Raw genomic sequence first — 23,028 nt, 5'->3', positions numbered from 1 at the left:
CTGGCACGCCCTCTGCTTTCAGGCAGCCCCACGCGGAGGTGTACGCGCGTGACTGCCAGAGGAGGAGGGACATGGTGCCGGGAGAGCAGGGGCAGCGCCGTGACGTGTGGGCCTTCTATTCGCTGACCGCTTTCGCCGCGGTGATGTACGCGGTGCCGGGCGAATGGATTCCGGCCATGGCGCCGCTGCGGCTGGCGCTGATGACGTCGGTGGTGGCGGCGGGTTTGATGTTGATTCGCAGGTTGGGGCGCGGCGAGCCGCTCTACCTGGACGGAGCGCGAGGGTGGGCGCTCATCGGCTTCTCCTCGCTGGCGGTCCTGTCCGTGTCGTGGGCGGTGAACGCGGAGGTCGCGCGCTACACGGGCATCGAGCTCTTGAAGCTGACGGCCATCTACCTGACGCTCGTCAACGTCATCACCAGCGGCAAGCGGCTGGTCGTCGTGTGCGGCGCCATGGTGCTGGCCTCGGTGGTGACGTCCATCGGCGTCATCAACTGGTACATGGTGGGCGAGGACCTGGTGGAGGGCTTCCGCGCGCGCTGGGTGGGCGTGTACGCGGATCCGAACCACATGGCCATGAACCTGGTGCTGGTGGTGCCGCTGGCGGTGGCCTTCGTGGCCCGCAAGGGCAGCGCCTGGGTGTGGCGGATTGCCTGTCTGGTGGCGGCGGTGCTGGCGGTGGTGGCCATCGTCCTGTCGCACTCGCGCGGCGGCTTCATCGGCCTGACCGTGGCGATGGGCCTGTGGGCCTTCCGTGAGAAGCGCCGCATCCAGGCCATCGTCGTGGGCTCGCTCTTCGTGGTGGGCCTGGTGGTGTTCGCGCCGGAGAGCTTCTGGGCGCGCAACGAGACGGTGGCGGCCTTCCACGAGGACGCGTCCGCCATGGGCCGCGTCTACGCGTGGCAGGTGGCCAGCCGCATGAGCCTGGACAAGCCGCTGTTGGGCGTGGGCGCGGGCAGCTTCCGCTACGCGTGGGCGGAGTACGCGCCTCCGGAGGCGACGCGCGCGTACGTGGCGCACAACATCTTCCTGGACGTCATCGGAGAGCTGGGCTGGGTGGGCCTGGCCTTCTTCCTGGTGTTCGCGGGAGGCGCGTCGGGCGGGGCGTTCGCCGCGTCGGCCAGCCGCACGATGGGGTGGATGGCGCGAGCGCTGTCGGCCTCGGTGGCCGGCTATCTCGTGTGTGACTTGTTCTCCGGCTACATCCTGTCCGCGCACTGCTACGTGCTCTTCGGCCTGGCGGCCGCCGCGCACCGCATCGCCCGGGCGGAGGAGGCCAAGGAGTCGCTGGGTGTGCCAGAGGGGCGCTCGTCCGCCGCACCGGTGGGGGCGTGGGAGGGGTCGGGACATGCGGCGTGAAGAGGTGATGATGGGGGCCAGGCCCATGCGCCTGGTGCAGTTCACCCGCTCGTTCCACATCGGCGGGACGGAGGTGCAGGTGCTGGAGCTGCTCCGGGGCCTGCCCCCCAGCTACCAGCTCCAGGTCGCCGTGCTCGAGGACGCGGGCCCGCTGATGGGCGCGGTGTGGAAGCTGGGCCACACCGCGGAGAGCTTCCCGCTCAAGGGCTCCGTCGCGCAGCCGAACACCGCGTACCAGGTGATGCGCATGGCCCGGTGGCTGAAGTCCAACCGCGTGGACCTGGTCCACGTGCACGACTTCTACTCCACGCTCATCGCCGTGCCCGCCGCGAAGCTCGCCGGCGTGAAGGTCATCGTCGGCCGGTTGGACTTGTCCCACTGGCAGGGCACCGCCCGGCGCGCCGTGCACTCGCGGCTGACGGCCATGGCGGACCACGTGGTGGCCAACGCGGAGGCCATCCGGCGCATGCTGGTGGAGGAGGAGGGCCTGTCCGCCTCCCGCGTGTCCGTCATCCACAACGGCCTGGACCTGGCCCGCTTCGATGCGCGCATGCGCGAGGGCCTCAAGGCGCCGCTGCCGGACACCGGTGACGCGCCGGTGCTCGTGCACGTCGCCAACATGAACCACCCGGTGAAGCGCCAGGAGGACCTGCTGCTCGCCCTGGCCATGCTCCACCACGGCGGCACGCCGCTGCATGCCTTCCTCGTGGGCGACGGTCCCCGCAGGAAGGGCCTGGAGAAGCTGGCCGCGGAGCTGGGCGTCTCCGACACCGTCCACTTCCTGCGTCATCGCACGGACGTGGCCGCCATCCTGTCTCGCGCCACCGTGGGCGTGCTGTGCTCCAGCGCGGAGGGCATGTCCAACGCCGTCATGGAGGGCATGGCCGCGGGCCTGCCCATGGTCGTGACACGCGTGGGCGGCAACACCGACCTGGTGCGCGATGGCGAGCGCGGGCTCGTCGTCCCGCCCGAGCGCCCCGCCCAGCTCGCCCAGGCCATCAGCCAGCTCCTCTCGGACCCCGAGAAGGCCCGTCGCATGGGCCGCTCTGCCCGGGACTTCGTCGCCCGCGAGCTGTCCCTGGAGCGGCTGATCCGCCTCCATGACGCGCTGTATCAACGGGTGGTCCACGGCCACTAGCCAGGGAATGTCAGACCGCCGTGGATACTTCGCGTCGTTCGCCGGCAATGGGGGGCCGGCTCCTCCGTAGGGTGGGGTGGACCTACCCTACCTCGGAGCACCCGCCATGTTGCTGCCCCTCCTGGCCATCCTCGCCGCCGCGCCGGCGACCCAGACCTGGAAGTTCGACACGGACGGAACCCCTCAGGTTCACCTGTCCAATGTTAATGGCGCCGTTCGCGTAGATGCGGTAGACGGGAATAGTGTGGTAATCGAGGCTGTTCCGGAAAATCCCGGAGATTCCGGTCCTCGGATGGACGTCGAGGTCACCCAGGAGGGTGACGAGGTGCGGGCGAGGGCGTGCTGCGGCCCCTGCGAGGAGCGGTGGCAGTCGTGCAAGGGCACGGCGGGGGCGGTGCGCTTCGTGGTGAAGGTGCCGAAGGCGTCGGAGCTGGAAGTGTCGGTGGTGAACGCGGGGGTGGTGGTGAAGGGGGTGACGGGCCCGCAGAAGCACTCCACCGTCAACGGCCGTGTGGAAGTGAACGGCTCGGAGCGACGTTTGTCGGTGAGCAGCGTTGAGGGAGAGGTGGTACTGGCTCCCCGGAAGCTCGAGGACACGGAGGTCAGCACGGTGTCGGGCAACGTCCGGCTGAAGCTGCCGGAGCGAGCGGACGCGCGGGTGGAATTCAGTTCCGTGGGGGGCAGTTTCAACGGGAGCTCTGTCAGCCTCGGGTCGAAGAAGAAGACCTACGGCGCGGGCACCCACACGGTGGAAGTGAGCACTGTCGGAGGCTCGCTGACCGTCCAGGAATAGCTTTCGAGGCCCGTCTCCAAGTCAGACGGCCCGGGGCGCTCGCCGGTGAAACTCCAAGGCGCCGGCGAGCGCTCACTTTTTTACGCGGGGCCCCTCGTCCTCCCATGGCGGAGCGAGGGGCCCTTCGTGTTTCAGGGCGCGTCGTCGTCGCCCTGGACGGTGCCCGGGTCTCCGCGGTGATCCGCGCCCACCAACTGGGCGACGCTCTGGTACCCATCCCTCTCGAGCATCTGGGCCAGCGTGGGCAGAAGCCCCCGCACCATGCCCGGCCCCTCGTAGATGAAGCCCGTGTAGACCTGCACCAGGGACGCGCCCGCGCGCAGCTTCTGGAACACGTCCGCCGCGGTGAAGACGCCGCCCACGCCGATGATGGGCAGCTTCCCGCCCGAGCGCTGGTACGCGCGCGCGATGACGGCGTTGGATGCCTCACGCACGGGCGCGCCGGACAGGCCGCCGGCCTCCTTCGCGAGCGGGTGCTCGAAGGGCCGGGCCACCGTGGTGTTGGTGGCGATGAGGCCGGCGAGCTTCTGGGCCAGCGCCACGTCCACCACCTCGTCCACCGCCTCGGGCGTCAGGTCCGGGGCGATCTTGAGGAACAGCGGCTTGCCCGGCGCCACGGTGTCCAGCCGCGCCCGCACCGTGCCCAGGAGCGCCGACAGCACCTCCGGCTCCTGCAGCTTGCGCAGGCCCGGCGTGTTGGGGGACGACGCGTTGACCACCACGTAGTCACCCAGGGGCCCGAGCGCGTCCACGCACGCGACGTAGTCCTCCACCGCGCGCTCCAGCGGCGTGTCCTTGTTCTTGCCCAGGTTCACGCCCACGGGACCGGGGTGCCAGGTGCGCGCGCGCAAGTGCTGGGCGGCCACGGCGGCGCCGTGGTTGTTGAAGCCCATGCGGTTGATGACGGCCTGGTGCTCCGGCAGGCGGAACAGGCGGGGCGTCGGGTTGCCGGGCTGGGGGCGGGGGGTGACGGTGCCCACCTCCACGGCGGAGAAGCCGCAGGCGAACAGGCCGTCCACCGCCTCCGCGTCCTTGTCCAGGCCCGCGGCCAGGGCCACCGGGTGGGCGAAGCGCAGCCCGGCGACCTCCACCGCGAGCGAGGCCGGCACGCCCTCCAGCGCCCGCTCCCGCAGGGACTCGCACAGGTCGCGCGAGTGCCCCAGCTGGCGCAGGCCCCAGAGCCCCAGCCGGTGCGCGCGTTCGGCGTCCAGCTTGAAGAGCAGCGAGCGAGTCAGTCCGTACATGCTCGCTGCTCAGCCCGGGATGAACGACGCCTGGCGCGCCCACGCCAGCGTCTGGTCCACCTGCTCCGGCGTGAGGATGCCGTGGCTCTCGATGAGCTCGATCTCCCGGCGCATGTCCGTCTCGAGCAGGTAGGGGCCGTCGGTGTTGATGGTGAACTTCACCTTGCGGTCCCAGAACGTCCGGACGATGTGGCGCAGCTCCTCGATGCCCTCCACCGCCTTGGTGTGCAGGTTGGAGGTGGGGCACAGCTCCAGGACGATGTCCTGCTCGCGCAGCACCTTCATCGCGTTCTCGTCATAGGCCGCGCGGATGCCATGGCCGATGCGGTGCGGCTTGAGCTTGTCCACCACGGACATGACGCCCTCGGCGCCCGTGCCCTTCGTCTCACCCGTGTGCACCGTGCACTTCAGGCCCGCCTTGCGCGCCCGGCCGAAGAGGTCCTCGTACTGGGCCACCACCTCCGGCTTGAGCTCCATCGCGTTCGTCTCCGTGCCGGCCAGGTCGATGCCGTACACGCCGCGCGTGCGGTACTTGATGGCCTTGTCCACGAGGATGCTGTTGAGCCGGTGGTCGAACTCGCGCGCCAGGCAGAAGATGAAGCCCACCTTCACGCCGTACTCGAGCACCGCCCGGTCCATGCCGCGAAGCGCGGCGTGGATGATGTGGTCCAGGTCCAGCTCCGAGTGCAGGTTGCGCTTCATCGGGTTGAAGCGCAGCTCGATCTGCGTCACCCGGCTGCCGCGGTACTCCTTGCCGATGATCTCGTAGACGGAGCGTTCGATCGCGCTCGGCGACGACTGGATCTTCTCCGTCCAGGTGTGGAGGATCTTCAGGTAGTCATCCAGGCTGCCCACCTTGCCCGGACGGGAGGTGATGAGCTCCACGAAGTCGAAGTACGTCTTGACGGGGAGCTTGAAGCCTTGCTGATGGGCGATGGACCAGAGGATGTGGGGGGCCACCGAGCCGCCCACGTGGATGTGCAGGTCGATCAGTTCGCGTGCCATGGCGGCATGTATGCACAGTGCCGGGCGCGCGTAAAGGATACGGCCGTCACCTGCGCAGCAGCAGGTACAGCGCCCCCGTCCCACCGTCTTGCGGACGTGCGGTGCAGAACGCCAGCACCGCCGCGTTGATGCGCTTCTGCGCGAGCCACGCCTTGAGCAGCTCCTTCAACACCGGCAGCTGTTGCTTGGAGTGCAAACCGCGGCCGTGGACCACCAGCACGCAGCGGCGGCGGGCGCGGCGGCTGTCGGACAGGAAACGCTCCAGCGCGGCGCGGGCCTCCAGCTGCGTCATGCCGTGCAAGTCCAGCTGCCCCTGGATGGAGAAGTCCCCGCGCCGGAGCGAGCGCAGCAGGTTGCGGTCGACGCCGGGCCCCAGGCCCTCGATGTGCTCGCCCACCTCGGCGATGTCGAACTCGCCCGGGCCGCCGGCGACCAGCTCGCTCAGCTCCGCGAGCGCCTCCGCGTTCTCGTCCACCAGCTCCGGCAGGCGGGGGTTGGACTTGGGGGGCTCGCCGCGGTGGGTGATCTGCGCCACGCCGTCCATGGCGGAGAAGAAGAGGGACGCCTCGTCCTCGGGGCTCTCGTGCGCGGCTTGGCTCTTGCGCGCGGGGGCGGCGGGCGGGGGCGCCTTCTGCTTGCGAGCCTCCTCCGCCGCGCGGGCCTGGGCCTCCTTCTCCTTCTTCTCCTGCTCCTGGATGCCCTTGATGGCGCTCTTGAAGGGGTTGTTGTGGAAGGCCTCTTCCTTCTTCTTGGGCGGGGGCGGCTTGCGGTGCTGGCTCATGGGGGGGGCTTTCTCTTCGAGTCGCTCGCGCGGGTTGTAACCCAGGGCTACAGGCCGCGCAGGCGTCGGATTTCCTCGTAGGCGTCGCGGACCTCCTGGAAGCGGCGGGCCACCTCGTCGGCGTCCTCGCCCTTCAGGTGGGCATGCTTGTCCGGGTGCAGCTCGGCCGCGAGCCGGCGGAAGGCGCTCTTCACCTCGGAGTCCGTGGCGCCGGAGGACAGCCCGAGCGCCTCGTAGTGGGCCGAGGCGTCCCCCAGGTGCAGCGCGGCGATGGCGCGCTGCTCGTCGGCGGACAGGCCCAGCGCGTCGCCCACGCGGGCGAGCACCTCGCGCTCGGAGCGCTGCAGCGCCCCGTCCACCAGCGACAGCTCGTACAGCGCGTCCAGCAGGCGCCGCCGCTCGAGTGACGGCAGGGCCTCCTGGCAGGCGGCCGCGGCGTCCTCCAGGTCGGGCGGCACGGCGATGAAGTCCTTGAGGCGGCCGCGCACGAAGTCGAGCGAGTCCGGGCCGTACTTGAGGACCTCCTCGAAGTAGCGGCGGATCTCCTTCACCTCCTCGCGGCGCACCTCCCCGTCGGCGCGGGCCACCTCGACGAAGAGCGCGCACAGGCTGCGGGTGAGGTGGGCGTCGGCCTCCTCTTCCACGGAGCGCGCGTCGAGTGGCGCGTTGGGGGTGCTGAAGCCCGGGTGGGCCAGGGGAGGGAAGTCCGCGAGCGCGTCGGGGGACTCGGCGGGCAGGGCGTTCATCTCGTCGAAGCGGTGGCCGACGACGCCGCCGACGACTCCGAGCAGGATGATGGCCCAGGGGCTGCCGATGAGCAGCCCGACCATGAGACCTATCATCGCCCCCAGCACTTTTCCTGAGCCCATGGCCGCCGTTTACCTCCCTGCTCGCGGGGGAGTCTCTCATAGAGTGGGGTGACCTATGGCCCAGTTGATCGATGGCAAGGCAGTGGCGGCGCGCGTCCGGGCGGAGGTGAAGGCGGAGGTGGACCGCCTCAAGGCGGAGCAGGGCATGGTCCCCGGGCTCGCGGTGGTGCGGGTAGGGGAGGACCCCGCGTCCAGGACGTACGTCACCGGCAAGAAGAGGGCGGCCGAGGAGGTGGGCTTCCGCTCCTGGGAGCACCACCGCGACTCCACCGTCTCCCAGGACGAGCTGCTCGCGCTGGTGCGTCGCCTCAACGAGGACCCCGCCGTGCACGGCGTCCTGGTGCAGCTGCCCCTGCCCCGGCACATCGACCCGGACGTCATCATCTCCGCGGTGCGGCCGGAGAAGGACGTGGACGGCTTCCACCCCCTCAACGCGGGCAACCTGGTGCTGGGCCGTCCCGCGACGCGCGCGTGCACGCCGCTGGGGGTGATGCGCCTGTTGGAGGAGATCGGCTGCGAGCCCTCCGGCAAGCGCGCGGTGGTGGTGGGGCGCAGCAACATCGTGGGCAAGCCCATGGCGCTGATGCTCCTGCAGCGCAACGCCACCGTCACCCTATGCCACAGCAAGAGCGACCTGCCCTCCGAGGTGTCCCGCGCGGACATCCTCGTGGTGGCCGCGGGCGTGCGGGAGCTGGTGAAGGGGGCGTGGATCAAGCCCGGCGCCGTCGTCATCGACGTGGGGATGAACCGCAAGGAGGAGGACGGCAAGCTGGTGGGGGACGTGGAGTTCCAGGCCGCCGCCGAGCGCGCGTCGTTCATCACCCCCGTGCCCGGGGGCGTCGGGCCCATGACCATCGCCATGCTCATCCGCAACACGCTCGAGGCCGCGGTGCGTGGCGGGGCCCCTTCGGCGGCTTGAACCGACGGTGGTTGTCCTTTCCTCCCATTGACAGACTCACGGAGTGAACGCCTCCGTGAGTCATCCTGGCGGGTGTGTGTGTGTTTCAGGACGTCGCTGGCGCCCGTGTCCGCGCCGTCGTCGGTTGCCTCGTAAGAAAGACAGACGCTCACCGGCGAGTCCTCCGCCCGGGCCACCTTGGGCCCGTCGTCTCGCGCCGCACCTTGACCGTCGGCGGGCCCCTGCCTGATTTCATCGGGCCGGACACGAGCCGTGCGGGAAAGGGGGATGCCCGCATGGCGTTGCGCCCGGCGAGTGCCGCGGGCATGGAGTCGCGACATGAGTGTCATTCGAAGCGTGGGCCTGCTGGCCTGTGTCTGGTTCATCGTGGGGCCGCAGACGGCGTGGGCCCAGCGCGCGCAGCGCACGCAACATCCGGTGGTCTTCGCGCATGGCCTTGCCGGGTTCGACAAGCTGCTGGTGCTCGACTACTTCGGGGACGAGCTGGGCAGCTTCGTGGGAGACGCCTGTGACGAGCTGCTGGAGCTGGCCTGCAATCCCTTCCTGAATCCCGGACAGAAGGCCTTCGCCGCGCAGGTCCTGGCCTTCCACAACTCGGATGTCCGGGGGCTGGACCTGGCGTCCGACATCGAGGGCGTGCTGGCGACGACAGGCGCGGCGCGGGTGAACCTCATCGGTCACTCGCAGGGCGGAATCGACGCGCGCAAGGCGGCGCGGGTGCTCGCCGAGCGGCGGGGACGGCCCGTGGTGGATGTCCTGGTGAGCGTCTCCTCGCCGCATCGGGGCTCGCCCGTGGCGAAGTTCGTGCTGGACCTGAACCCCACCGTGACGGAGCTGGCCAACCTCCTGGCGGCGGTCTACGGGAACATCATCTACGAGGCGGGCAATGACGGCTTCGCGGCCCTCAAGCAGCTCGTCTACGACGACTACGACGCCAATGACGGCGTCATCACCGGCGCGAAGGCGTTCAACCAGAACCACCCCATGGACCCGCGCTATGCGTCCCACTACGCGTCGTTGATGACCGCGCAGGCGGGGTTGGACGTCAGCCCCGTCTTCCTGCTCGTCCAGAAGACCGTCTATGACATCGACGGGGATGGGTACTGCGTGGATGACTGCGACAATGACGGCGCCGCGGGGCAGGGCGACGGCATCCGCGACGAGCGCGATGACGACGGTGTCGTCGGCATCAACTCGCAGCAGATGGGCCCGCGCCTGCGCTACACCGAGAACCTGCTGGGCCTGGGCGCCGTCACCGTGGATGCGTCCCTCGGCCCCGTCACGGACCTGAACGCGCCGGGCCCCGCGCAGATGACGTCCCTGTCCAGCGTCATCGACCAGGACCACCTGGATGTCGTGGGCTTCGGGCCGGACCTCTTCAGCGAGCGCTCGTTCTACGCGGCCATCATCCAGTACATCAGCCAGAACGAGTGACCGCCGCCGTGCGCGTGGCGCCTCACTCCCAGGACAACGAGTAATCACAGTCGAGCAGCTCCAGCTCGCGGCCCTCGATGCGCACGTGTCGCGCGCCGAGGGCCTCGAGCGCCGCCCTCAGCACGCCGTGGTGATACGGCGGCGGCATGAAGTCCCCACGCACGTGCAGGCAGCCCTCGCGCTCGCTGCTCCATGACACGGTCCGCTTCCCGTAGCTGACGGACGCCGCGTAACCCCACGGCATGTTGTCCACCAGCCTCCGCGGTGAGCCATTGGCCACGCTCAAGAGCGTGCGGCCCACCGCGGACTCCAGGAAGTCCTTCGTGGCCTTCTCGCCCAGGGTCTTCATCGCCGCGTCGAAGCCCCCCAGCCGGGGCGCGAGCAACCCCGCCGCGCAGTACGTCAGCCGCAGGAAGTCATTGACGGGGTAGAGGAAGAACGGGACGAACCTGCGCTCCTTCGAGGCCCGCGCGCAGCGCTCCCGCGTCGCCTCGCCGGCGATGGCGCGCACCACGTCCAGCGTGCCCAGGAAGAACATGCCCCGCGTCTTGTCCTGGGCGGTGGCCGAGGCCAGCCTCCGCGCGAGCTGCGTGAGCGGATCCACCACCCTGCCGGGCTCGGAGCCCGCCTGCGCCGCCTCTTCCGATTGCGTGCTCACGTCCATGTCCCGGATGAGATTGCGTCGCTTCCTACGCCCAGGACACGACGTACTCGCAATCCAGGAGGCTCAGCGGTCGTCCACGCACCCGCGCCACCCGCGTGCCCACCGCCTGCAACACCGCCAGCAACACCCCCTCGTGGTAGGTGTGCGGCATGAAGTCCCTGAACACGTTGATGCAGCCCTCCTGGTGGCCCTTCCACGTGACATGGCGCTCGCCGTACGTGACGGCCGTGCGGTAGCCCGACGGCAGGTTGTTCACGAGCCGACGCGGATCTCCCGCCGCCAGCATCAGGAAGCTGCGCCCCACCACCGAGTCCAGGAAGTCATGGGTGGCCTGCGCGCCGATGATGCGCATCGCCGTCTCGAAGCCTCCCAACCTTGGCGCCAGGATCTCCGCCGCCGCGAAGGACATCCGCAGGAACGCGCTGACGGGGTAGAGGAAGAACGGCACGAAGCGCCGCTCCCCGGACGCCGCCAGACATCGCGCCGCCTGCGTCTCACCCGCCTCGCGCCGCACCACGTCCAGCACGCCCAGGAAGAACATGCCGCGCGCGCGGTCCTCGCTCGCGGCCAGCCCCAGCCGGCGCTCCAGCTCACAGCCAGGGTCCAGGACCTCCCTCTCCCGGCTCCGGAACGCAATCACAGTCATGGACTCCCCCCGTCATGGAACTCGCGACCCGCGCCACTTCGCGCCCGGGCTGCCTCCCCTTGAAAGTGAGGCAAACCGCGTAGCCTGGAAAGCCCGCCTGGCTGCGACGCGAGTCGGTGTGCGCTGTCCTTGTGGGGACAGTTGAGGGCGCCTCCAGACGGAGGGCCAGGGCGCGACGCGTGCAGACGGCCTTGGCGCGAGGTGACGGCCAATGCACAGCCCGCGCTGCGGGCCGGGGGCGTTCTGGCGTTTTCTGGTCGTTCCTCGAGGACCACGCCTGGAGGAAACGGGGCCTGACGGGACGTGTCGCATGGAAAAGGCATCCAGGGCGGACGCCGCGATGCGACAAGCCCCCCGCGCGAGGGCTCGCGCGAGGGGCCTGGATGCCCAGGGAGGGGAGGGCGCTTCAGCGGCTCAGTACCTGGACCTCGATGCGGCGGTTCATGTCGCGCCCCTGCGCCGTGTCGTTGGACGCCACCGGCTGCCCGGAGCCCACGGCGGCCACGTCCACGCGGTTGGCGGAGATGCCGTCCGCGACGAGCGCCGAGCGCACCGCCTCCGCGCGCTGCTGGGCCAGCTGCCGGTTCACGTTCGCGTCGCCGGTGGAGTCGGTGTGCCCCTCGATGCGCACGCGCGCGTTGGGCTTCTCGCGCAGCACGGAGGCCAGCTGCCCCACGCTCGCGTCGCTCTGCGGCGTCAGGCGCGCGGAGCCCTCCTCGAAGCCCACGCCGGCGAGCACGAAGCTCTTCGCGCCCCCCTCGATGGCCTGGCGCATCGTCTGCGCGTCCCGGGCGATGGTGGGCGTGCTCATGCCCGCGGTGCCCGCGCCGCCCACGCCGGTGTCCGTCTGCTGGCGCGGCGCCGGCTGGGTGACGCTGGCCTGCTGCCGGCGGGGCTCGTCGCGCCGCGAGCGGGTGAGGAACCACCCGGCCAGGAGCGCGAGCAGCGCCACCGGGATGACCCAGCCCAGGTTGCGCTTCTTGGGCTCGTCATGGTGCACGGGCATCCGCTCGATGGGCTGCTGCCGGCGCACCGTCTCCACCGTGGGGATGGAGCGCGCCTCCTGGACCTCCTCGACGACGCGGGGCCCCGCGCCGCCCATGCCCAGGATGCTGCCCAGGCCCGCGGGCATCGCCGCCGCGAGCAGGGATCGCTGGCCGCCCAACAGCTGCGACAGGCCGGAGGCGCCCATGCGGTTGTCGCGCACGTGCTTGCCGATGACCCCCATCACCATGGGCGCCACCATGGCCATCATCCCCGTGGCGGACCTGCTGTTGCTGAAGCCGCCCGTGCGGCCCAGCGCGCTGGAGACGGCGCCCAGCTTGTCGCCGAACAGCCCGCTGAGCATGCCCTGTCCGCGCTCAGCCATGTCCGGCGCGAAGATGTCCTCGTTGCCCGCGTTGGGCCCCGTGAAGCCGCCTTCGTTGAGCTGGGACAAGAGCCGCTGCGCGCCACCCTCGGTGGAGCCCCGCTCCGCCACGCTCCCGCCAATCGCGGCGATGGCGCCCGGCAGGGCCCGGCCCAGCGACATCGGGTCCTCACCCAGCGAGGACCCCATCTTCTGCATCACGTTGCCCGTGAAACGCTCACGCACCATGTCGATGAGGTTGAACATGTGATTTCTCCTCCGCTTCGTTCGGCACCAGTCGCCCCGGTGCGGGGAGTCGCTCTCGGACGGCATGGAGCTCCGGGCTCCGGTGCGAACGACTCTTCAGGGAACGAAGGTGCGGAGCGCGTCGCCAGGGCACATCGCCCCGATGTCGCGCTCGGGCGCGGAGGCCTCCGCCCGTCCGGCCGCATGCGTCCAGCCAGGCCGCTGGCGGGGCTTGACGCCGGGAGGGCTCGGCGGGAGCGTCGCCTCCTGTCGGTTCGAGGGAGGACGAGCGTGCCATCGCGTGAGGAGCGGCTGGAGGGCGGGCTCTGGGGGTTGCTCGTGGGAGATGCCCTGGGGGTGCCCTATGAGTTCCACGCCCCGGAGGCGATTCCCCCGGCGCGCGACATCGAGCTGGAGCCGCCCGCGGGCTTCCACCGCGCGCACCCGGGCGTGCCGGCGGGGACGTGGTCGGACGACGGCGCCCATGCGCTGTGCCTGCTGGACTCGTTGCTCTTCAAGGGCCACCTGGACCTGGACGACCTGGGCCGGCGGCTGGTGAACTGGCGCGAGTGGGGCTACCTGGCCGTGGACGGGCAGGTCTTCGACGTGGGCATCCAGACGGACCGGGCCCTGGCGATGTTTCGCGCCGGCGCCCCCGCCACGAGCGCCGGCCCCTCGGGCGTCCAGGACAACGGCAACGGCTCCTTGATGCGCGTGCTGCCGCTGGCCCTGTGGCACCGGGGCAGTGACGCCCAGCTCGCCTCGGACGCGATGCACCAGTCCCTGGTGACACATGGCCACGTACGCGCTCGCGTGTGTTGCGCCCTGTACTGTCTTTGGGCCCGCCGCGCGCTGGAGGGCGCCGCGCGTCCCTGGGACGAGGCCGTGTCGGGCATGCGCGCGCTGTACCCACCGGGCAGCGAGGCCCGCGAGGAGCTGGACGGCGCCATCCTCCCGCTCGGCGCCGAGGACACGCCGGGCCACGGCACCGGCTACGTGGTGGACTGCCTGCGCTCGGCGCGCGACTGCGTGGCCACGGGCGGTGACTTTGAAGGCGTGGTCCGCGGCGCCATCCGCCTGGGCCACGACACCGACACCACGGCCGCGGTGGCCGGCGGAATCGCGGGCGTGCTCGGGGGCGTGCGGGCGATTCCTTCGCGCTGGCGCTCGGCCATGCGGGGCACCGAGCTGGTGGCGCCGCTGCTGCGCAAGCTGCTGGCGCACCACGCGAGCCCCTCGGCGCAGTGAAACCACGGGCTCCACTCCGCCCACCCCCCCGGGGGCGGAGCGGAGCCCTGAACCAACGCCAGCCGTCGGCGGGACCTCGGGCCCGGGTTGGAATCGCCCTGCTGACTCCGACAGGCTTCGAGCCGGGTCCTTACGCCAGCACCACGCGCGGATGATATGACCCGGGTGATTTCCTGCAACTCGATTCAAAACGGGATTGTGGGGATGTGTGGACGTCTGGCTTTGGAATTGTACCTGGGTACAATGCCTGTCATTGCAGCCAGGGTGTCGGCTGGTCCTGGAGCGCGACGAAGATGTCGTCGGCACCACAACCGGTCTAAGTGGAAATAACTGTATTGCTGGATAGGTGCGTCGCGTTAAGATGGCGCGGATCCTGAGGGGCCAGTACGGCCGGGGTGAGCCTGAGGATGGCGACCAATCTTGAAGTGGAATCGCTCGTGGGCCGGGCGACGTCGGCTCATGCGGGCAAGCGGGAGTCCCGCTCGAGTCCCACCGTGCCGACGACGGAGTCCGGGCGGCTGGCCTCGCTGTCGTCCGATGGGGCGATGGCGGCGCGTGTGCGAGCGGTGGTGGCGGAGTACCTGGCCGCGGTGCGGGCCCGCGCGGACCGGCTGTGCCTGGGGCTGATGGTGGGCCAGTGGCTCTTCGCGCTCGGCCTCGCGTGGGTGACGTCCATGCCCTCCTGGGGGCCGGAGCCGCACCTGTCGCCCCAGCCCTTCTGGGGGGCGGTGTTGTTGGGCGGGCCCCTGTCCATCATCCCGGTGACGCTGGCGTTCCTGCGGCCGGGCGCGGTGGTGACGCGGCAGGTGATGGCGGTGTCGCAGGTGCTGTGGTCCGTGCTGCTCGTGCACCTGTCGGGTGGGAGGCTGGAGACGTACTTCCATGTCTTCGGCTCGCTGGCGCTCCTGAGCTTCTACCGGGACACCCGCGTGCTGGTGACGGCGGGGGTGACGGCGGTGGTGGTGCACGTGGCGCGCAGCATCGGCTGGCCGGAGCCTGGGGCCGCGTTCGCGGGCGGGCCGACGTGGGGCGCGCTGGAGCTGACGTTCTGGGTGGGGCTGGTGGATGCGGTGCTGGTGCTCGCGTGTCAGGGCGCGGTGCGCGAGATGACGCGCGTCGCGGAGCGGCAGGTGTTGCTGGAGCGGGCGTGTGAGCGCGAGCGGCAGGAGCGCGTGCGCCTGGTGGAGAACAGTGGCCGGGAGCTGCGCGACTCGCGGGAGCGGGTGGCCCGGATGGAGAAGCTCGCGACGGTGGGGCAGCTCACCGCGACGGTGAGCCACGAGCTGCGAAACCCCCTGGCCGCGGCGCGCACGGCGAACGCGGCGGTGGTGCGGCGGCTGCGCAGCGTGAGTGGCGCGCAGGAAGACGAGCGGATCCAGCGCTTCCTGGGCATCATCGAGCGGGAGCTGTCCGTCTGCGCCAGCCTCACGTCGGAGATGCTGGAGCTGGTGCGTGACAGGCCGCTGGTGCTCCAGCCGTGCTCGCTGCATGGGCTGGTGGAGGAGGTCATCGACCTGGTGCCCGCGCGCGAGGCCGTGCACGTGGTCAACCACGTGTCCGTGGGCCTGGAGCCGCCCTGGGTGGACCGCGAGCTCTTGCGCAAGGTGCTCATCAACCTGGTGCAGAACGCGGTGGAGGCCATGCCGCGAGGCCGCGAGGGCAGGGTGGAGGTCTCCGCGGAGATGGCCACCGGGCGCGCCTTCCACATCCGCGTGGCCGACAATGGGGATGGGATTCCGGCGAGCGTGCTGGAGCGCATCTTCGAGCCGCTCTTCACCACCAAGGAGCACGGCACCGGCCTGGGCCTGACGGTGGTGTCCTCCACCCTCCGGCAGCACGGCGGCACGCTCCGGGTGGAGAGCCGCGAGGGGGAGGGCAGCGTCTTCACGGTCAGCCTGCCCGGGACGCAGGCTGCGAGCGGTGTCGCCTGTCCGTCGTGACGGCCCGGCTCAGAACAGCCGGGTGAGGCGCAGCGTCGTCGGGCCCGACAACGAGTGGAGGCCCGAGTACAGGCATGGCGCCAGGTCCATGGTGGAGAGCGCGTGGGTCATCACCACCGCGTCGCCCTGGAAGCGGCCCTCCGTCACCATGCCGATGGACACGTAGGCGCGCGTCCCGTCGATGTTGTGGATGCCCGCGCCCTGGACGGAGAGGGTGGACATGGAGCCGTCGTCCCACGTCACGGTGGCCTGGAGGGGGCCCAGGTTGGACGCGCAGCTGGTGGTGTGCCGGGCCAGCGCCACCAGCCTGCCCGAGGTGACGAGCGGATCACTCGAGGAGCAGCGCTCGTAGGTCGTCTCGTTCGAGTAGATGACGTCCCGGTTCGACAGCCGCAGGCCCGGGTCCCACGCCTGATAGGCGGCGCCGGTGCACGTCAGGTCCGTCATGCCCACCTGCGCCCGGGCGGGTGGGGTGAAGAGGACGAGCGGGGCCAGGAGGACGGGGAGGAGTTTCGAGGGCATGGGTCGGCTCCGTGGAAACGGACGGCTCGGGGTGAGCCGTCCGTGCCTCGCTCGCCAGTGGCGGTGCGGGGACGCCGGATGAGTGGTGCCCCTCCGGGAGCGTCACCAGTCCGCCTTTCGGTCCCATGCGCCTGTCGGGAATCGGCCGCGCGGAAGGTGCGCGGTCCGCCGCGTCACGGCTGGGGCAGCGGCAGCGGCAGTGACGGCGTGTTGATGATGAGGGCCGCCCTGCCCTGCAGCGCCCGCAGGCCCATGGGCGTCAGACATGCCAGGAAGTCCCGGGCGGCGAACGCGTTGGTGAGGGACACCAGGCCGCCCTCGAACTGACCCGACGTCACCCGGCCGAGCGAGGTGAAGATCTGCAGGTTGCCCACGACGTTCACGCCGATGCCCAGTAGCGAGACGGTGGACTCGCTCCCGTCGCTCCACTCGATGACCGCCTCGACCCGCTCGATATTGGCCAGGCAGCTGTTGTTGAACGTCTCGTCGACGCGGATCCTCCCGGAGGTGATGCCGGTGGACGCCGACGTGCACTCGGTGAAGTCCGTGTCGTTCGTGTAGCGCACGTCCGCGGGCAGCACCTTCAACCCCGGCGTCCACGTCTGCTTCACGGTCCCCTTGCAGGTGATGTCCGTGAGCTGGACCTGGGCGGAGGCGGGGGCGGCGTGCAGCAGGACGGCGGCGAGCAGCGAGGGAAGGATGGACAGCAGGTGACGCGGCGACATGACGGCTCCGTGAGGACTGGGCTGGACGGTGCATCCGGTCCAGCACCCCGGGCCGACACGCTGGATGGGCCGGTCATCGGGGCTCCGAATGAGTGCTGCCCCACCCGGTCCCCATCACCCGGACCACGGGTGCCGGATGACTGTCGGCTCCTCCGTGCCCCTTGCGCGCGCCGTCCGTCAGCTCCGGAACGCCTCACGCACGCCCTCGCGGCGCAGCGTGAAGAGCATCCAGATGGCCACCGGCACGCCGACGACACACGCGGGCGACAGGATGTAGAGCGCCGTGATTCCGCCCACCGTGGCCAGCCCGTAGCCCTTGAGGTTCATCGCGCTCATCGCGCCCCACGCGGAGAGCACGCCGCACAGGATGCCCACCACCAGCATCAGCGCCAGTGACCAGCTCAGCTCCAGCGTCGTCGCGGGTGCGCCCGCTGGCACCAGCGGCGACGTCACGTGCATCGCGGCCAGCACGAAGCCCGCCAGGTTGAAGAAGACGTTCAGCACCCCGGTGCACAGCAGGAAGAAGGCCGGGGCCCGGATGATCTCCACGACCTTGTAGCGGGGATCATCGGGGGGAAGATGGAGACCAGGACCGCTCATAGATGGGCTCGAAGGGCGCTCACGATCATCCGCGTCGCCGGGGACTTGTTGAGCGTATAGAAGTGGATGCCGGGCACGCCGCGCGACAGCAGCTCCATGCACTGCACCGTCGCGTGCGCCACGCCCAGCTGCACCAGCGCCTCCGGCTGGTCCTTCACCCGCTCCAACTGGAGCCCCAGGCGCATGGGCACCGTGGCTCCGCACATGCGCGTGAAGCGCTGCACCTGCTCGTAGTTGGTGATGGGCATGATGCCGGGGACGATGGGGATGTTGATGCCCGCGCGGCGGGCCCGCTCCACGAAGTCGAAGTAGAACGCGTTGTCGAAGAACAGCTGCGTCACGACGAAGTCCAGCCCCGCGTCGACCTTCGCCTTCAGATGACGCAGGTCGTCGTCACGGGAGGCCGTCTCCACGTGGCCCTCCGGATAGCACGCGCCCCCCAGGCAGAAGTTGAAATCCTCTTCTCGGATGAATCGCACCAGCTCCGACGCATAGGAGAAGCCGCCCTCGGTGGGCTGGAAGGTCGTCTGGCCCTGGGGCGGGTCCCCGCGCAGCACCAGCACGTTGTCCAGCTTCGCGTCGGCCAGGCGCTGGAGCACGTCCCGCAGCTCCTCCCGGGTGTGCCCCACGCACGTCAGGTGGGCCATCGCCTCGATGCCCGTCTGCTGCTTGATGCGGCTGACCAGCTCCAGCGTCCTGTCGCGGGTGCTGCCGCCAGCGCCGTACGTGACGGACACGAACCCCGGCTCCAGGGGCGCCAGGTCCTCCAGTGTCCGGAGCAGGTTGGCCACCCCCTCGTCCGTCTTCGGGGGGAAGAACTCGAAGGAGAAGCAAGGGTTGGACGGATTCAACCGATTACGAATCTTCATGTCGGACCCAGTGTAGACGTTCCGCGTCGGCCTTGATCGGCGAAGGTGCGCGGCTATAGTCCGCGCCGTTTTCATCCCCCCTTCAGGAGAAGCCGATGACCCGGCGTACGCCGCTCAACGAGGCCCACCGCGCGCTGGGCGCTCGGATGGTCGACTTCGCGGGCTGGGACATGCCCGTGCAGTATTCCTCTGTCATCGCCGAGCATGAGGCGGTGCGCAACGCCGTCGGCCTCTTCGACGTGTCGCACATGGGCGAGGTGGAGTTCAAAGGCCCGGGCGCGCTGGAGACGGTCAACGGCCTCATCTCCAATGACCTCGCCCGCATCGCGGACGGCCAGGCGGTCTATGCGGGCCTGCTCAACGAGCAGGGAGGCTTCGTCGACGACGTCGTCGCCTACCGCTTCAGCCCCGAGCGCATCCTCATCTGCGTCAACGCCAGCAACCGCGAGAAGGACTTCGCGTGGATGAAGGAGCACGCGCGCGGCGTCACCCCCGTGGACCGGGGCGACGAGTACGCGCAGATCGCCGTGCAGGGCCCCAAGGCGGTGGGCCTGGTGCAGCGGCTGACGAAGACGGACGTGTCCAAGGTGGGCACCTACCGCTTCGCCGAGGGCGAGGTCGCTGGCAAGCCCGCCATCATCTCCCGCACCGGCTACACGGGCGAGGACGGCTTCGAGCTGTACTGCGCTCCGGGTGACGCGGCGGCCCTGTGGAGCGCGCTGCTCACGGAAGGCCAGCAGGACGGCGTCAAGCCCTGCGGCCTGGGCGCGCGCGACAGCCTGCGCACGGAGATGAAGTACGCCCTCTACGGCAACGACATCGACGACCACCACACCGCGCTGGAGGCGGGCCTGGGGTGGATCGTCAAGCTGGACAAGGCGGGCGGCTTCATCGGCAAGGACGCGCTGGTGGCCCAGAAGGCCGCGGGCGTGAAGCGCAAGCTGGTGGGCTTCGAGCTGACCGGCGCCGGCATCCCCCGCCACGGCTACCCCATCAAGAAGGACGGCACCCTGGTGGGCGAGACCACCAGCGGCACCATGGGCCCCACGGTGAAGAAGCCCATCGGCATCGGCTACGTCCCCACGGAGCTGTCCGCCGAAGGCTCCACGTTCGACGTGGAGATCCGCGGCCGCGCCGTGCCCGCCGTCGTCGTCAAGACGCCCTTCCTCAAGAAGTCCTGAACCCTTCCCGCCCCCTGGCAGGAGCACCCCATGTCCGACGCGAACATTCCCGGCGACCTGAAGTACACCGCAGAGCACGAGTGGGCCCGTATCGAGGGCAACAAGGTGGTGGTGGGCATCACCCACCACGCCCAGAGCACCCTGGGTGACGTCGTCTACGTGGAGCTGCCCAAGTCGGGCGCCAAGCTGGAGAAGGGCAAGCCCTTCGGCACCGTCGAGTCCGTGAAGGCCGTCTCCGAGCTGTTCAGCCCCTTGTCCGGCACCATCACCAAGGTGAACGAGGAGCTCACCGCGAGCCCCGAGACGCTCAACGAGGACCCATACGGTGACGGGTGGATCATCGAGCTCGAGCTCTCGGACAGCAGCCAGCTGGGCGAGCTGCTGGACGCCGCCGCCTACGCCGAGCTGCTCAAGAACGCCTGAGAGGGAAACGCCGAGCGGCCGTTGTTAGTGACGGTCCTCGAATTTTCCGACTCGGATGTCTTCGAGTCGCCAGCGAGTCACCACCGCCATGTCCCTGAACTGGAAGTACCAGGAGTCGTTCGCCGGCCGGCACATCGGTCCGGATGAGCAGGAGCTGAAGCAGATGCTGTCCGCGCTGGGCGTGGACTCGCTCGATGCCTTCATCGACCAGACCGTGCCCCCGGCCATCCGCTCCAAGGAGCCGCTGCGGCTGGGGCAGGCGCGCGGAGAGCACGAGCTGCTCGCGCAGCTGGAGACCATCGCCGCGAAGAACCAGGTGTTCCGGTCCTACATCGGCATGGGCTACCACGACACGCACACGCCCAACGTCATCCTGCGCAACATCTTCCAGAACCCGGGCTGGTACACGCAGTACACGCCCTACCAGGCGGAGATCGCCCAGGGTCGGCTGGAGGCGCTGCTCAACTTCCAGACGGTGGTGATGGACCTGACGGGGCTGGAGGTCGCCAACGCGTCGCTGCTTGACGAGGGCACCGCCGCCGCCGAGGCCATGTCGCTGGCCCTGCACGTCAAGGGGGAGGACGCGGGCGTCGCCTTCTTCATCTCCGAGGCGTGCCACCCGCAGACGGTGGACGTGGTGCGCACCCGCGCCGAGCCGCTGGGCGTCGAAATCGTCGTCGGTGACCACCGCACGGTGGACCTGACGGCGAAGAAGTACGTGGGCGCGCTGGTGCAGTACCCGGCCACGGACGGCGCGGTGGTGGACTACCGCGCGTTCGGCGAGAAGGTTCACGCCGCGGGCGGCCTGCTCATCGTCGCCGCGGACCTGCTGAGCCTCACGTTGTTGACGCCCCCGGGCGAGTTCGGCGCGGACGTGGCGGTGGGCAGCGCGCAGCGCTTCGGCGTGCCCATGGGGTACGGCGGTCCGCACGCGGGCTACTTCGCGACGAAGAACGCGTACACCCGCGTGATGCCGGGCCGGCTCATCGGCGTGTCCGAGGACGCGCAGGGCCGGCGCGCGCTGCGCATGGCGCTGCAGACGCGCGAGCAGCACATCCGCCGCGAGAAGGCGACGAGCAACATCTGCACCGCGCAGGTGCTGCTGGCCGTCATCGCCAGCATGTACGCCGTCTACCACGGGCCCAAGGGGCTCAAGGCCATCGCCGAGCGCGTGCACGGGCTGACGGTGGTGCTGGCGCGGGGCCTGGCGAAGCTGGGCCTGAAGACGCGGCACGAGCAGTACTTCGACACGCTGTGCGTGGAGCTGACGGCGCCGCAGGTGCGCGCGGTGCTGGCGGCGGCGGAGTCCGCGCGGATGAACTTCCGCCGCATCGACGAGAAGACCCTGGGCGTGGCCCTGGACGAGACGACGCGCGCGTCCGACGTGGAGGCCATCCTCACCGCCTTCGCCACCGGCGCGGGCAAGGCCTCCCAGGTGCCGTCGCTGGACGACGTGGGCGCCAACGTGGAGAGCTCCATCTCCCCGGAGCTGCGCCGCCGGAGCGAGTTCCTCACGCACGGCGTCTTCAACAGCTACCACTCCGAGACGGAGATGCTGCGCTACATCCGGCGGCTCGAGGCCAAGGACCTGTCCTTGACGCACTCGATGATTCCGCTGGGCAGCTGCACCATGAAGCTCAACGCCACCGCGGAGATGATTCCGGTGACGTGGCCGCAGTTCGGCCGGCTGCACCCGTTCGCGCCCACCTCGCAGGCGGCCGGCTACAAGGTCATCTTCGAGCAGCTGGAGCAGATGCTCTCCGCCATCACCGGCTTCGCGGGCTGCTCGCTGCAGCCCAACGCCGGCAGCCAGGGCGAGTACGCGGGCCTCTTGGTCATCCGCGCGTACCACCAGGGCCGGGGCCAGGGGCACCGCGACGTGTGCCTCATCCCGTCCTCCGCGCACGGCACCAACCCAGCCTCCGCCGTCATGGCCGGCTACAAGGTCGTCGTCACGAAGTGCGATGAGAACGGCAACATCGACGTGGCGGACCTGCGCGCCCGCGCCGAGGAGCACAAGGACAAGCTGGCGGCGCTGATGGTGACGTACCCGTCCACGCACGGCGTGTTCGAGGAGGAGATCAAGGAGATCTGCTCCATCATCCACGAGCGCGGCGGCCAGGTTTACATGGACGGCGCCAACCTCAACGCGCAGGTGGGGCTCACCGCGCCGGGCCTCGTCGGTGCGGACGTCTGCCACATCAACCTGCACAAGACGTTCTGCATCCCGCACGGCGGCGGCGGCCCGGGCATGGGGCCCATCTGCGTGGCCAGCCACCTGGTCAAGCACCTGCCGGGGCACCCGGTCATCCAGACGGGCGGCTCGGACGGCATCGGCGCCATCTCCGCGGCCCCGTGGGGCAGCGCGAGCATCCTGCTCATCTCCTGGGTCTACATCTCGATGATGGGCGGCGAGGGCCTCACCCGCGCCACGAAGCTGGCCATCCTCAACGCCAACTACATCGCCGAGCGGCTCCAGCCGCACTTCCCGGTGCTGTACCGCGGCAAGCGGGGCAGGGTGGCGCACGAGTGCATCGTCGACCTGCGCCCGCTGAAGAAGACCTCCGGCGTCGAGGTGGAGGACGTGGCCAAGCGGTTGATGGACTACGGCTTCCACGCGCCGACGGTGTCCTTCCCCGTGGCCGGCACGCTGATGATCGAACCGACGGAGAGCGAGTCCCGCGCGGAGCTGGACCGCTTCTGCGACGCGATGATCGCCATCCGCCAGGAGATTCGCGACGTGGAGGAGGGGCGCATGCCCAAGGACAACAACGTCCTGAAGAACGCGCCCCACACCGCTCGCGTCATCACCGGGCCGGAGTGGAACCGTCCGTACTCGCGCGAGCTCGCCGTGTTCCCGGCGGCGTGGGTGCGCGAGAACAAGTTCTGGCCGTCCGTGGGCCGCCTCAACAACGTGCTCGGGGACCGCAAGCTCGTGTGCTCGTGCCCGCCCATCGAGGACTACATGACGCCGGAGCCCAAGCCCGCCGTCGCCTGACGCGGGCCCTCGGGGCTCGAGCGTGACACCGAAGGGCCGTCTCCCTCAGCGGGAGGCGGCCCTCGTCGTTGCGGGGA

Annotated in this window: 21 protein-coding genes; 10 read left to right on the top strand and 11 right to left on the bottom strand. The window is 70.1% G+C overall.

All coding sequences use genetic code 11. The features are described 5' to 3' along the window. The first annotated feature begins 71 nt into the window (after positions 1-71). The 3 genes from exoJ to K8640_RS39165 all read left to right on the top strand — a co-directional run bounded on the left by exoJ (position 72) and on the right by K8640_RS39165 (position 3,289). Complete coding sequence (gene exoJ / locus K8640_RS39175) at positions 72-1,358, top strand: spore coat polysaccharide polymerase ExoJ (RefSeq protein WP_223751753.1); 1,287 nt, start codon at positions 72-74, stop codon at positions 1,356-1,358. Beyond that, positions 1,348-2,496, top strand: coding sequence for a spore coat polysaccharide biosynthesis glycosyltransferase ExoK (gene exoK / locus K8640_RS39170; protein WP_223751752.1), 1,149 nt, complete (start codon positions 1,348-1,350; stop codon positions 2,494-2,496). Before exoJ ends, exoK begins: the two co-directional genes overlap by 11 nt. Before the next feature lie 106 nt (positions 2,497-2,602). After that, positions 2,603-3,289 carry a DUF4097 family beta strand repeat-containing protein gene (locus K8640_RS39165; protein WP_223751751.1) on the top strand — a complete coding sequence of 229 codons (687 nt, stop codon included), beginning with the start codon at positions 2,603-2,605 and terminating at the stop codon, positions 3,287-3,289. A 131-nt stretch (positions 3,290-3,420) separates the two neighbouring features. On the opposite strand, the gene K8640_RS39160 is transcribed toward K8640_RS39165, so the two are convergent. The 4 genes from K8640_RS39160 to K8640_RS39145 are packed head-to-tail and all read right to left on the bottom strand — an operon-like array spanning position 3,421 to position 7,188. After that, entirely contained in the window at positions 3,421-4,533 is a 1,113-nt protein-coding gene (locus K8640_RS39160; RefSeq protein WP_223751750.1) for a quinone-dependent dihydroorotate dehydrogenase, read from the bottom strand. A 9-nt stretch (positions 4,534-4,542) separates the two neighbouring features. Further along, a complete protein-coding gene (locus K8640_RS39155; protein ID WP_046713272.1) occupies positions 4,543-5,538 on the bottom strand; it encodes a hypothetical protein in 996 nt (331 codons plus the stop codon). Between the two features lie 46 nt (positions 5,539-5,584). Continuing rightward, positions 5,585-6,319 carry a Smr/MutS family protein gene (locus tag K8640_RS39150; protein ID WP_223751749.1) on the bottom strand — a complete coding sequence of 245 codons (735 nt, stop codon included), beginning with the start codon at positions 6,317-6,319 and terminating at the stop codon, positions 5,585-5,587. A gap of 47 nt (positions 6,320-6,366) precedes the next feature. After that, positions 6,367-7,188 (bottom strand): molecular chaperone DjiA, encoded by an 822-nt coding sequence (locus K8640_RS39145; RefSeq protein WP_223751748.1) that lies wholly within the window; start codon positions 7,186-7,188, stop codon positions 6,367-6,369. Between the two features lie 55 nt (positions 7,189-7,243). Between K8640_RS39145 and folD the strand changes: the two genes are divergently transcribed. Together folD and K8640_RS39135 are read left to right on the top strand one after the other, a co-directional pair. After that, the gene (gene folD, locus K8640_RS39140) at positions 7,244-8,107 is read left to right on the top strand and encodes a bifunctional methylenetetrahydrofolate dehydrogenase/methenyltetrahydrofolate cyclohydrolase FolD (RefSeq protein WP_223751747.1); all 864 of its coding nucleotides are present in this window, start codon (positions 7,244-7,246) and stop codon (positions 8,105-8,107) included. Positions 8,108-8,425: 318 nt separating this feature from the next. Continuing rightward, the gene (locus K8640_RS39135; protein ID WP_223751746.1) at positions 8,426-9,541 is read left to right on the top strand and encodes a triacylglycerol lipase; all 1,116 of its coding nucleotides are present in this window, start codon (positions 8,426-8,428) and stop codon (positions 9,539-9,541) included. A gap of 22 nt (positions 9,542-9,563) precedes the next feature. Here K8640_RS39135 and K8640_RS39130 read toward each other — a convergent pair whose 3' ends face one another. From K8640_RS39130 to K8640_RS39120, 3 genes are all read right to left on the bottom strand, one after another. Beyond that, positions 9,564-10,199 carry a TIGR02265 family protein gene (locus tag K8640_RS39130; RefSeq protein ID WP_223751745.1) on the bottom strand — a complete coding sequence of 212 codons (636 nt, stop codon included), beginning with the start codon at positions 10,197-10,199 and terminating at the stop codon, positions 9,564-9,566. Positions 10,200-10,230: 31 nt separating this feature from the next. Further along, positions 10,231-10,851, bottom strand: a complete 621-nt coding sequence (locus tag K8640_RS39125) for a TIGR02265 family protein (protein ID WP_046713278.1) — start codon at positions 10,849-10,851, stop codon at positions 10,231-10,233. A 406-nt stretch (positions 10,852-11,257) separates the two neighbouring features. Continuing rightward, positions 11,258-12,466: an OmpA family protein gene (locus K8640_RS39120; RefSeq protein ID WP_223751744.1), complete on the bottom strand. Its 1,209-nt coding sequence runs from the start codon at positions 12,464-12,466 to the stop codon at positions 11,258-11,260. Positions 12,467-12,736: 270 nt separating this feature from the next. On the opposite strand from K8640_RS39120, the gene K8640_RS39115 reads away from it, so the two are divergent. Next, positions 12,737-13,693, top strand: a complete 957-nt coding sequence (locus K8640_RS39115; protein ID WP_223751743.1) for an ADP-ribosylglycohydrolase family protein — start codon at positions 12,737-12,739, stop codon at positions 13,691-13,693. 407 nt (positions 13,694-14,100) lie between these two features. After that, positions 14,101-15,633 (top strand): sensor histidine kinase, encoded by a 1,533-nt coding sequence (locus K8640_RS39110; protein ID WP_223751742.1) that lies wholly within the window; start codon positions 14,101-14,103, stop codon positions 15,631-15,633. A gap of 9 nt (positions 15,634-15,642) precedes the next feature. Here K8640_RS39110 and K8640_RS39105 read toward each other — a convergent pair whose 3' ends face one another. From K8640_RS39105 to metF, 4 genes are all read right to left on the bottom strand, one after another. Further along, positions 15,643-16,155, bottom strand: a complete 513-nt coding sequence (locus tag K8640_RS39105) for a hypothetical protein (RefSeq protein WP_223751741.1) — start codon at positions 16,153-16,155, stop codon at positions 15,643-15,645. A gap of 173 nt (positions 16,156-16,328) precedes the next feature. Further along, positions 16,329-16,880 (bottom strand): hypothetical protein, encoded by a 552-nt coding sequence (locus tag K8640_RS39100; protein ID WP_223751740.1) that lies wholly within the window; start codon positions 16,878-16,880, stop codon positions 16,329-16,331. A gap of 177 nt (positions 16,881-17,057) precedes the next feature. Continuing rightward, a complete protein-coding gene (locus K8640_RS39095; RefSeq protein WP_223751739.1) occupies positions 17,058-17,480 on the bottom strand; it encodes a hypothetical protein in 423 nt (140 codons plus the stop codon). Next, complete coding sequence (metF, locus tag K8640_RS39090) at positions 17,477-18,349, bottom strand: methylenetetrahydrofolate reductase [NAD(P)H] (protein WP_223751738.1); 873 nt, start codon at positions 18,347-18,349, stop codon at positions 17,477-17,479. Before metF ends, K8640_RS39095 begins: the two co-directional genes overlap by 4 nt. A gap of 95 nt (positions 18,350-18,444) precedes the next feature. Here metF and gcvT point away from each other — a divergent pair, with 95 nt between their 5' ends. The 3 genes from gcvT to gcvP all read left to right on the top strand — a co-directional run bounded on the left by gcvT (position 18,445) and on the right by gcvP (position 22,951). Next, positions 18,445-19,530 (top strand): glycine cleavage system aminomethyltransferase GcvT, encoded by a 1,086-nt coding sequence (gene gcvT / locus K8640_RS39085; protein WP_223751737.1) that lies wholly within the window; start codon positions 18,445-18,447, stop codon positions 19,528-19,530. 30 nt (positions 19,531-19,560) lie between these two features. Further along, the gene (gcvH, locus tag K8640_RS39080) at positions 19,561-19,953 is read left to right on the top strand and encodes a glycine cleavage system protein GcvH (RefSeq protein WP_223751736.1); all 393 of its coding nucleotides are present in this window, start codon (positions 19,561-19,563) and stop codon (positions 19,951-19,953) included. A gap of 88 nt (positions 19,954-20,041) precedes the next feature. Then, positions 20,042-22,951, top strand: a complete 2,910-nt coding sequence (gene gcvP, locus K8640_RS39075; RefSeq protein WP_223751735.1) for an aminomethyl-transferring glycine dehydrogenase — start codon at positions 20,042-20,044, stop codon at positions 22,949-22,951. Positions 22,952-23,028 lie beyond the last annotated feature (77 nt).

Source organism: Myxococcus sp. XM-1-1-1 (assembly GCF_020037095.1).
GTDB lineage: Bacteria > Myxococcota > Myxococcia > Myxococcales > Myxococcaceae > Myxococcus > Myxococcus fulvus.
This window is presented reverse-complemented; position numbering and strand designations above follow the sequence as displayed.

What these genes read in the sequence shown, in the direction of transcription:
- exoJ (WP_223751753.1), top strand. Translation starts at nt 72, where the DNA reads ATGGTGCCGGGAGAGCAGGGGCAGCGCCGTGACGTGTGGGCCTTCTAT.
- exoK (WP_223751752.1), top strand. Translation starts at nt 1,348, where the DNA reads ATGCGGCGTGAAGAGGTGATGATGGGGGCCAGGCCCATGCGCCTGGTG.
- K8640_RS39165 (WP_223751751.1), top strand. Translation starts at nt 2,603, where the DNA reads ATGTTGCTGCCCCTCCTGGCCATCCTCGCCGCCGCGCCGGCGACCCAG.
- K8640_RS39160 (WP_223751750.1), bottom strand. Translation starts at nt 4,533, where the DNA reads ATGTACGGACTGACTCGCTCGCTGCTCTTCAAGCTGGACGCCGAACGC.
- K8640_RS39155 (WP_046713272.1), bottom strand. Translation starts at nt 5,538, where the DNA reads ATGGCACGCGAACTGATCGACCTGCACATCCACGTGGGCGGCTCGGTG.
- K8640_RS39150 (WP_223751749.1), bottom strand. Translation starts at nt 6,319, where the DNA reads ATGAGCCAGCACCGCAAGCCGCCCCCGCCCAAGAAGAAGGAAGAGGCC.
- K8640_RS39145 (WP_223751748.1), bottom strand. Translation starts at nt 7,188, where the DNA reads ATGGGCTCAGGAAAAGTGCTGGGGGCGATGATAGGTCTCATGGTCGGG.
- folD (WP_223751747.1), top strand. Translation starts at nt 7,244, where the DNA reads ATGGCCCAGTTGATCGATGGCAAGGCAGTGGCGGCGCGCGTCCGGGCG.
- K8640_RS39135 (WP_223751746.1), top strand. Translation starts at nt 8,426, where the DNA reads ATGAGTGTCATTCGAAGCGTGGGCCTGCTGGCCTGTGTCTGGTTCATC.
- K8640_RS39125 (WP_046713278.1), bottom strand. Translation starts at nt 10,851, where the DNA reads ATGACTGTGATTGCGTTCCGGAGCCGGGAGAGGGAGGTCCTGGACCCT.
- K8640_RS39120 (WP_223751744.1), bottom strand. Translation starts at nt 12,466, where the DNA reads ATGTTCAACCTCATCGACATGGTGCGTGAGCGTTTCACGGGCAACGTG.
- K8640_RS39110 (WP_223751742.1), top strand. Translation starts at nt 14,101, where the DNA reads ATGGCGACCAATCTTGAAGTGGAATCGCTCGTGGGCCGGGCGACGTCG.
- K8640_RS39105 (WP_223751741.1), bottom strand. Translation starts at nt 16,155, where the DNA reads ATGCCCTCGAAACTCCTCCCCGTCCTCCTGGCCCCGCTCGTCCTCTTC.
- K8640_RS39100 (WP_223751740.1), bottom strand. Translation starts at nt 16,880, where the DNA reads ATGTCGCCGCGTCACCTGCTGTCCATCCTTCCCTCGCTGCTCGCCGCC.
- K8640_RS39095 (WP_223751739.1), bottom strand. Translation starts at nt 17,480, where the DNA reads ATGAGCGGTCCTGGTCTCCATCTTCCCCCCGATGATCCCCGCTACAAG.
- metF (WP_223751738.1), bottom strand. Translation starts at nt 18,349, where the DNA reads ATGAAGATTCGTAATCGGTTGAATCCGTCCAACCCTTGCTTCTCCTTC.
- gcvT (WP_223751737.1), top strand. Translation starts at nt 18,445, where the DNA reads ATGACCCGGCGTACGCCGCTCAACGAGGCCCACCGCGCGCTGGGCGCT.
- gcvH (WP_223751736.1), top strand. Translation starts at nt 19,561, where the DNA reads ATGTCCGACGCGAACATTCCCGGCGACCTGAAGTACACCGCAGAGCAC.
- gcvP (WP_223751735.1), top strand. Translation starts at nt 20,042, where the DNA reads ATGTCCCTGAACTGGAAGTACCAGGAGTCGTTCGCCGGCCGGCACATC.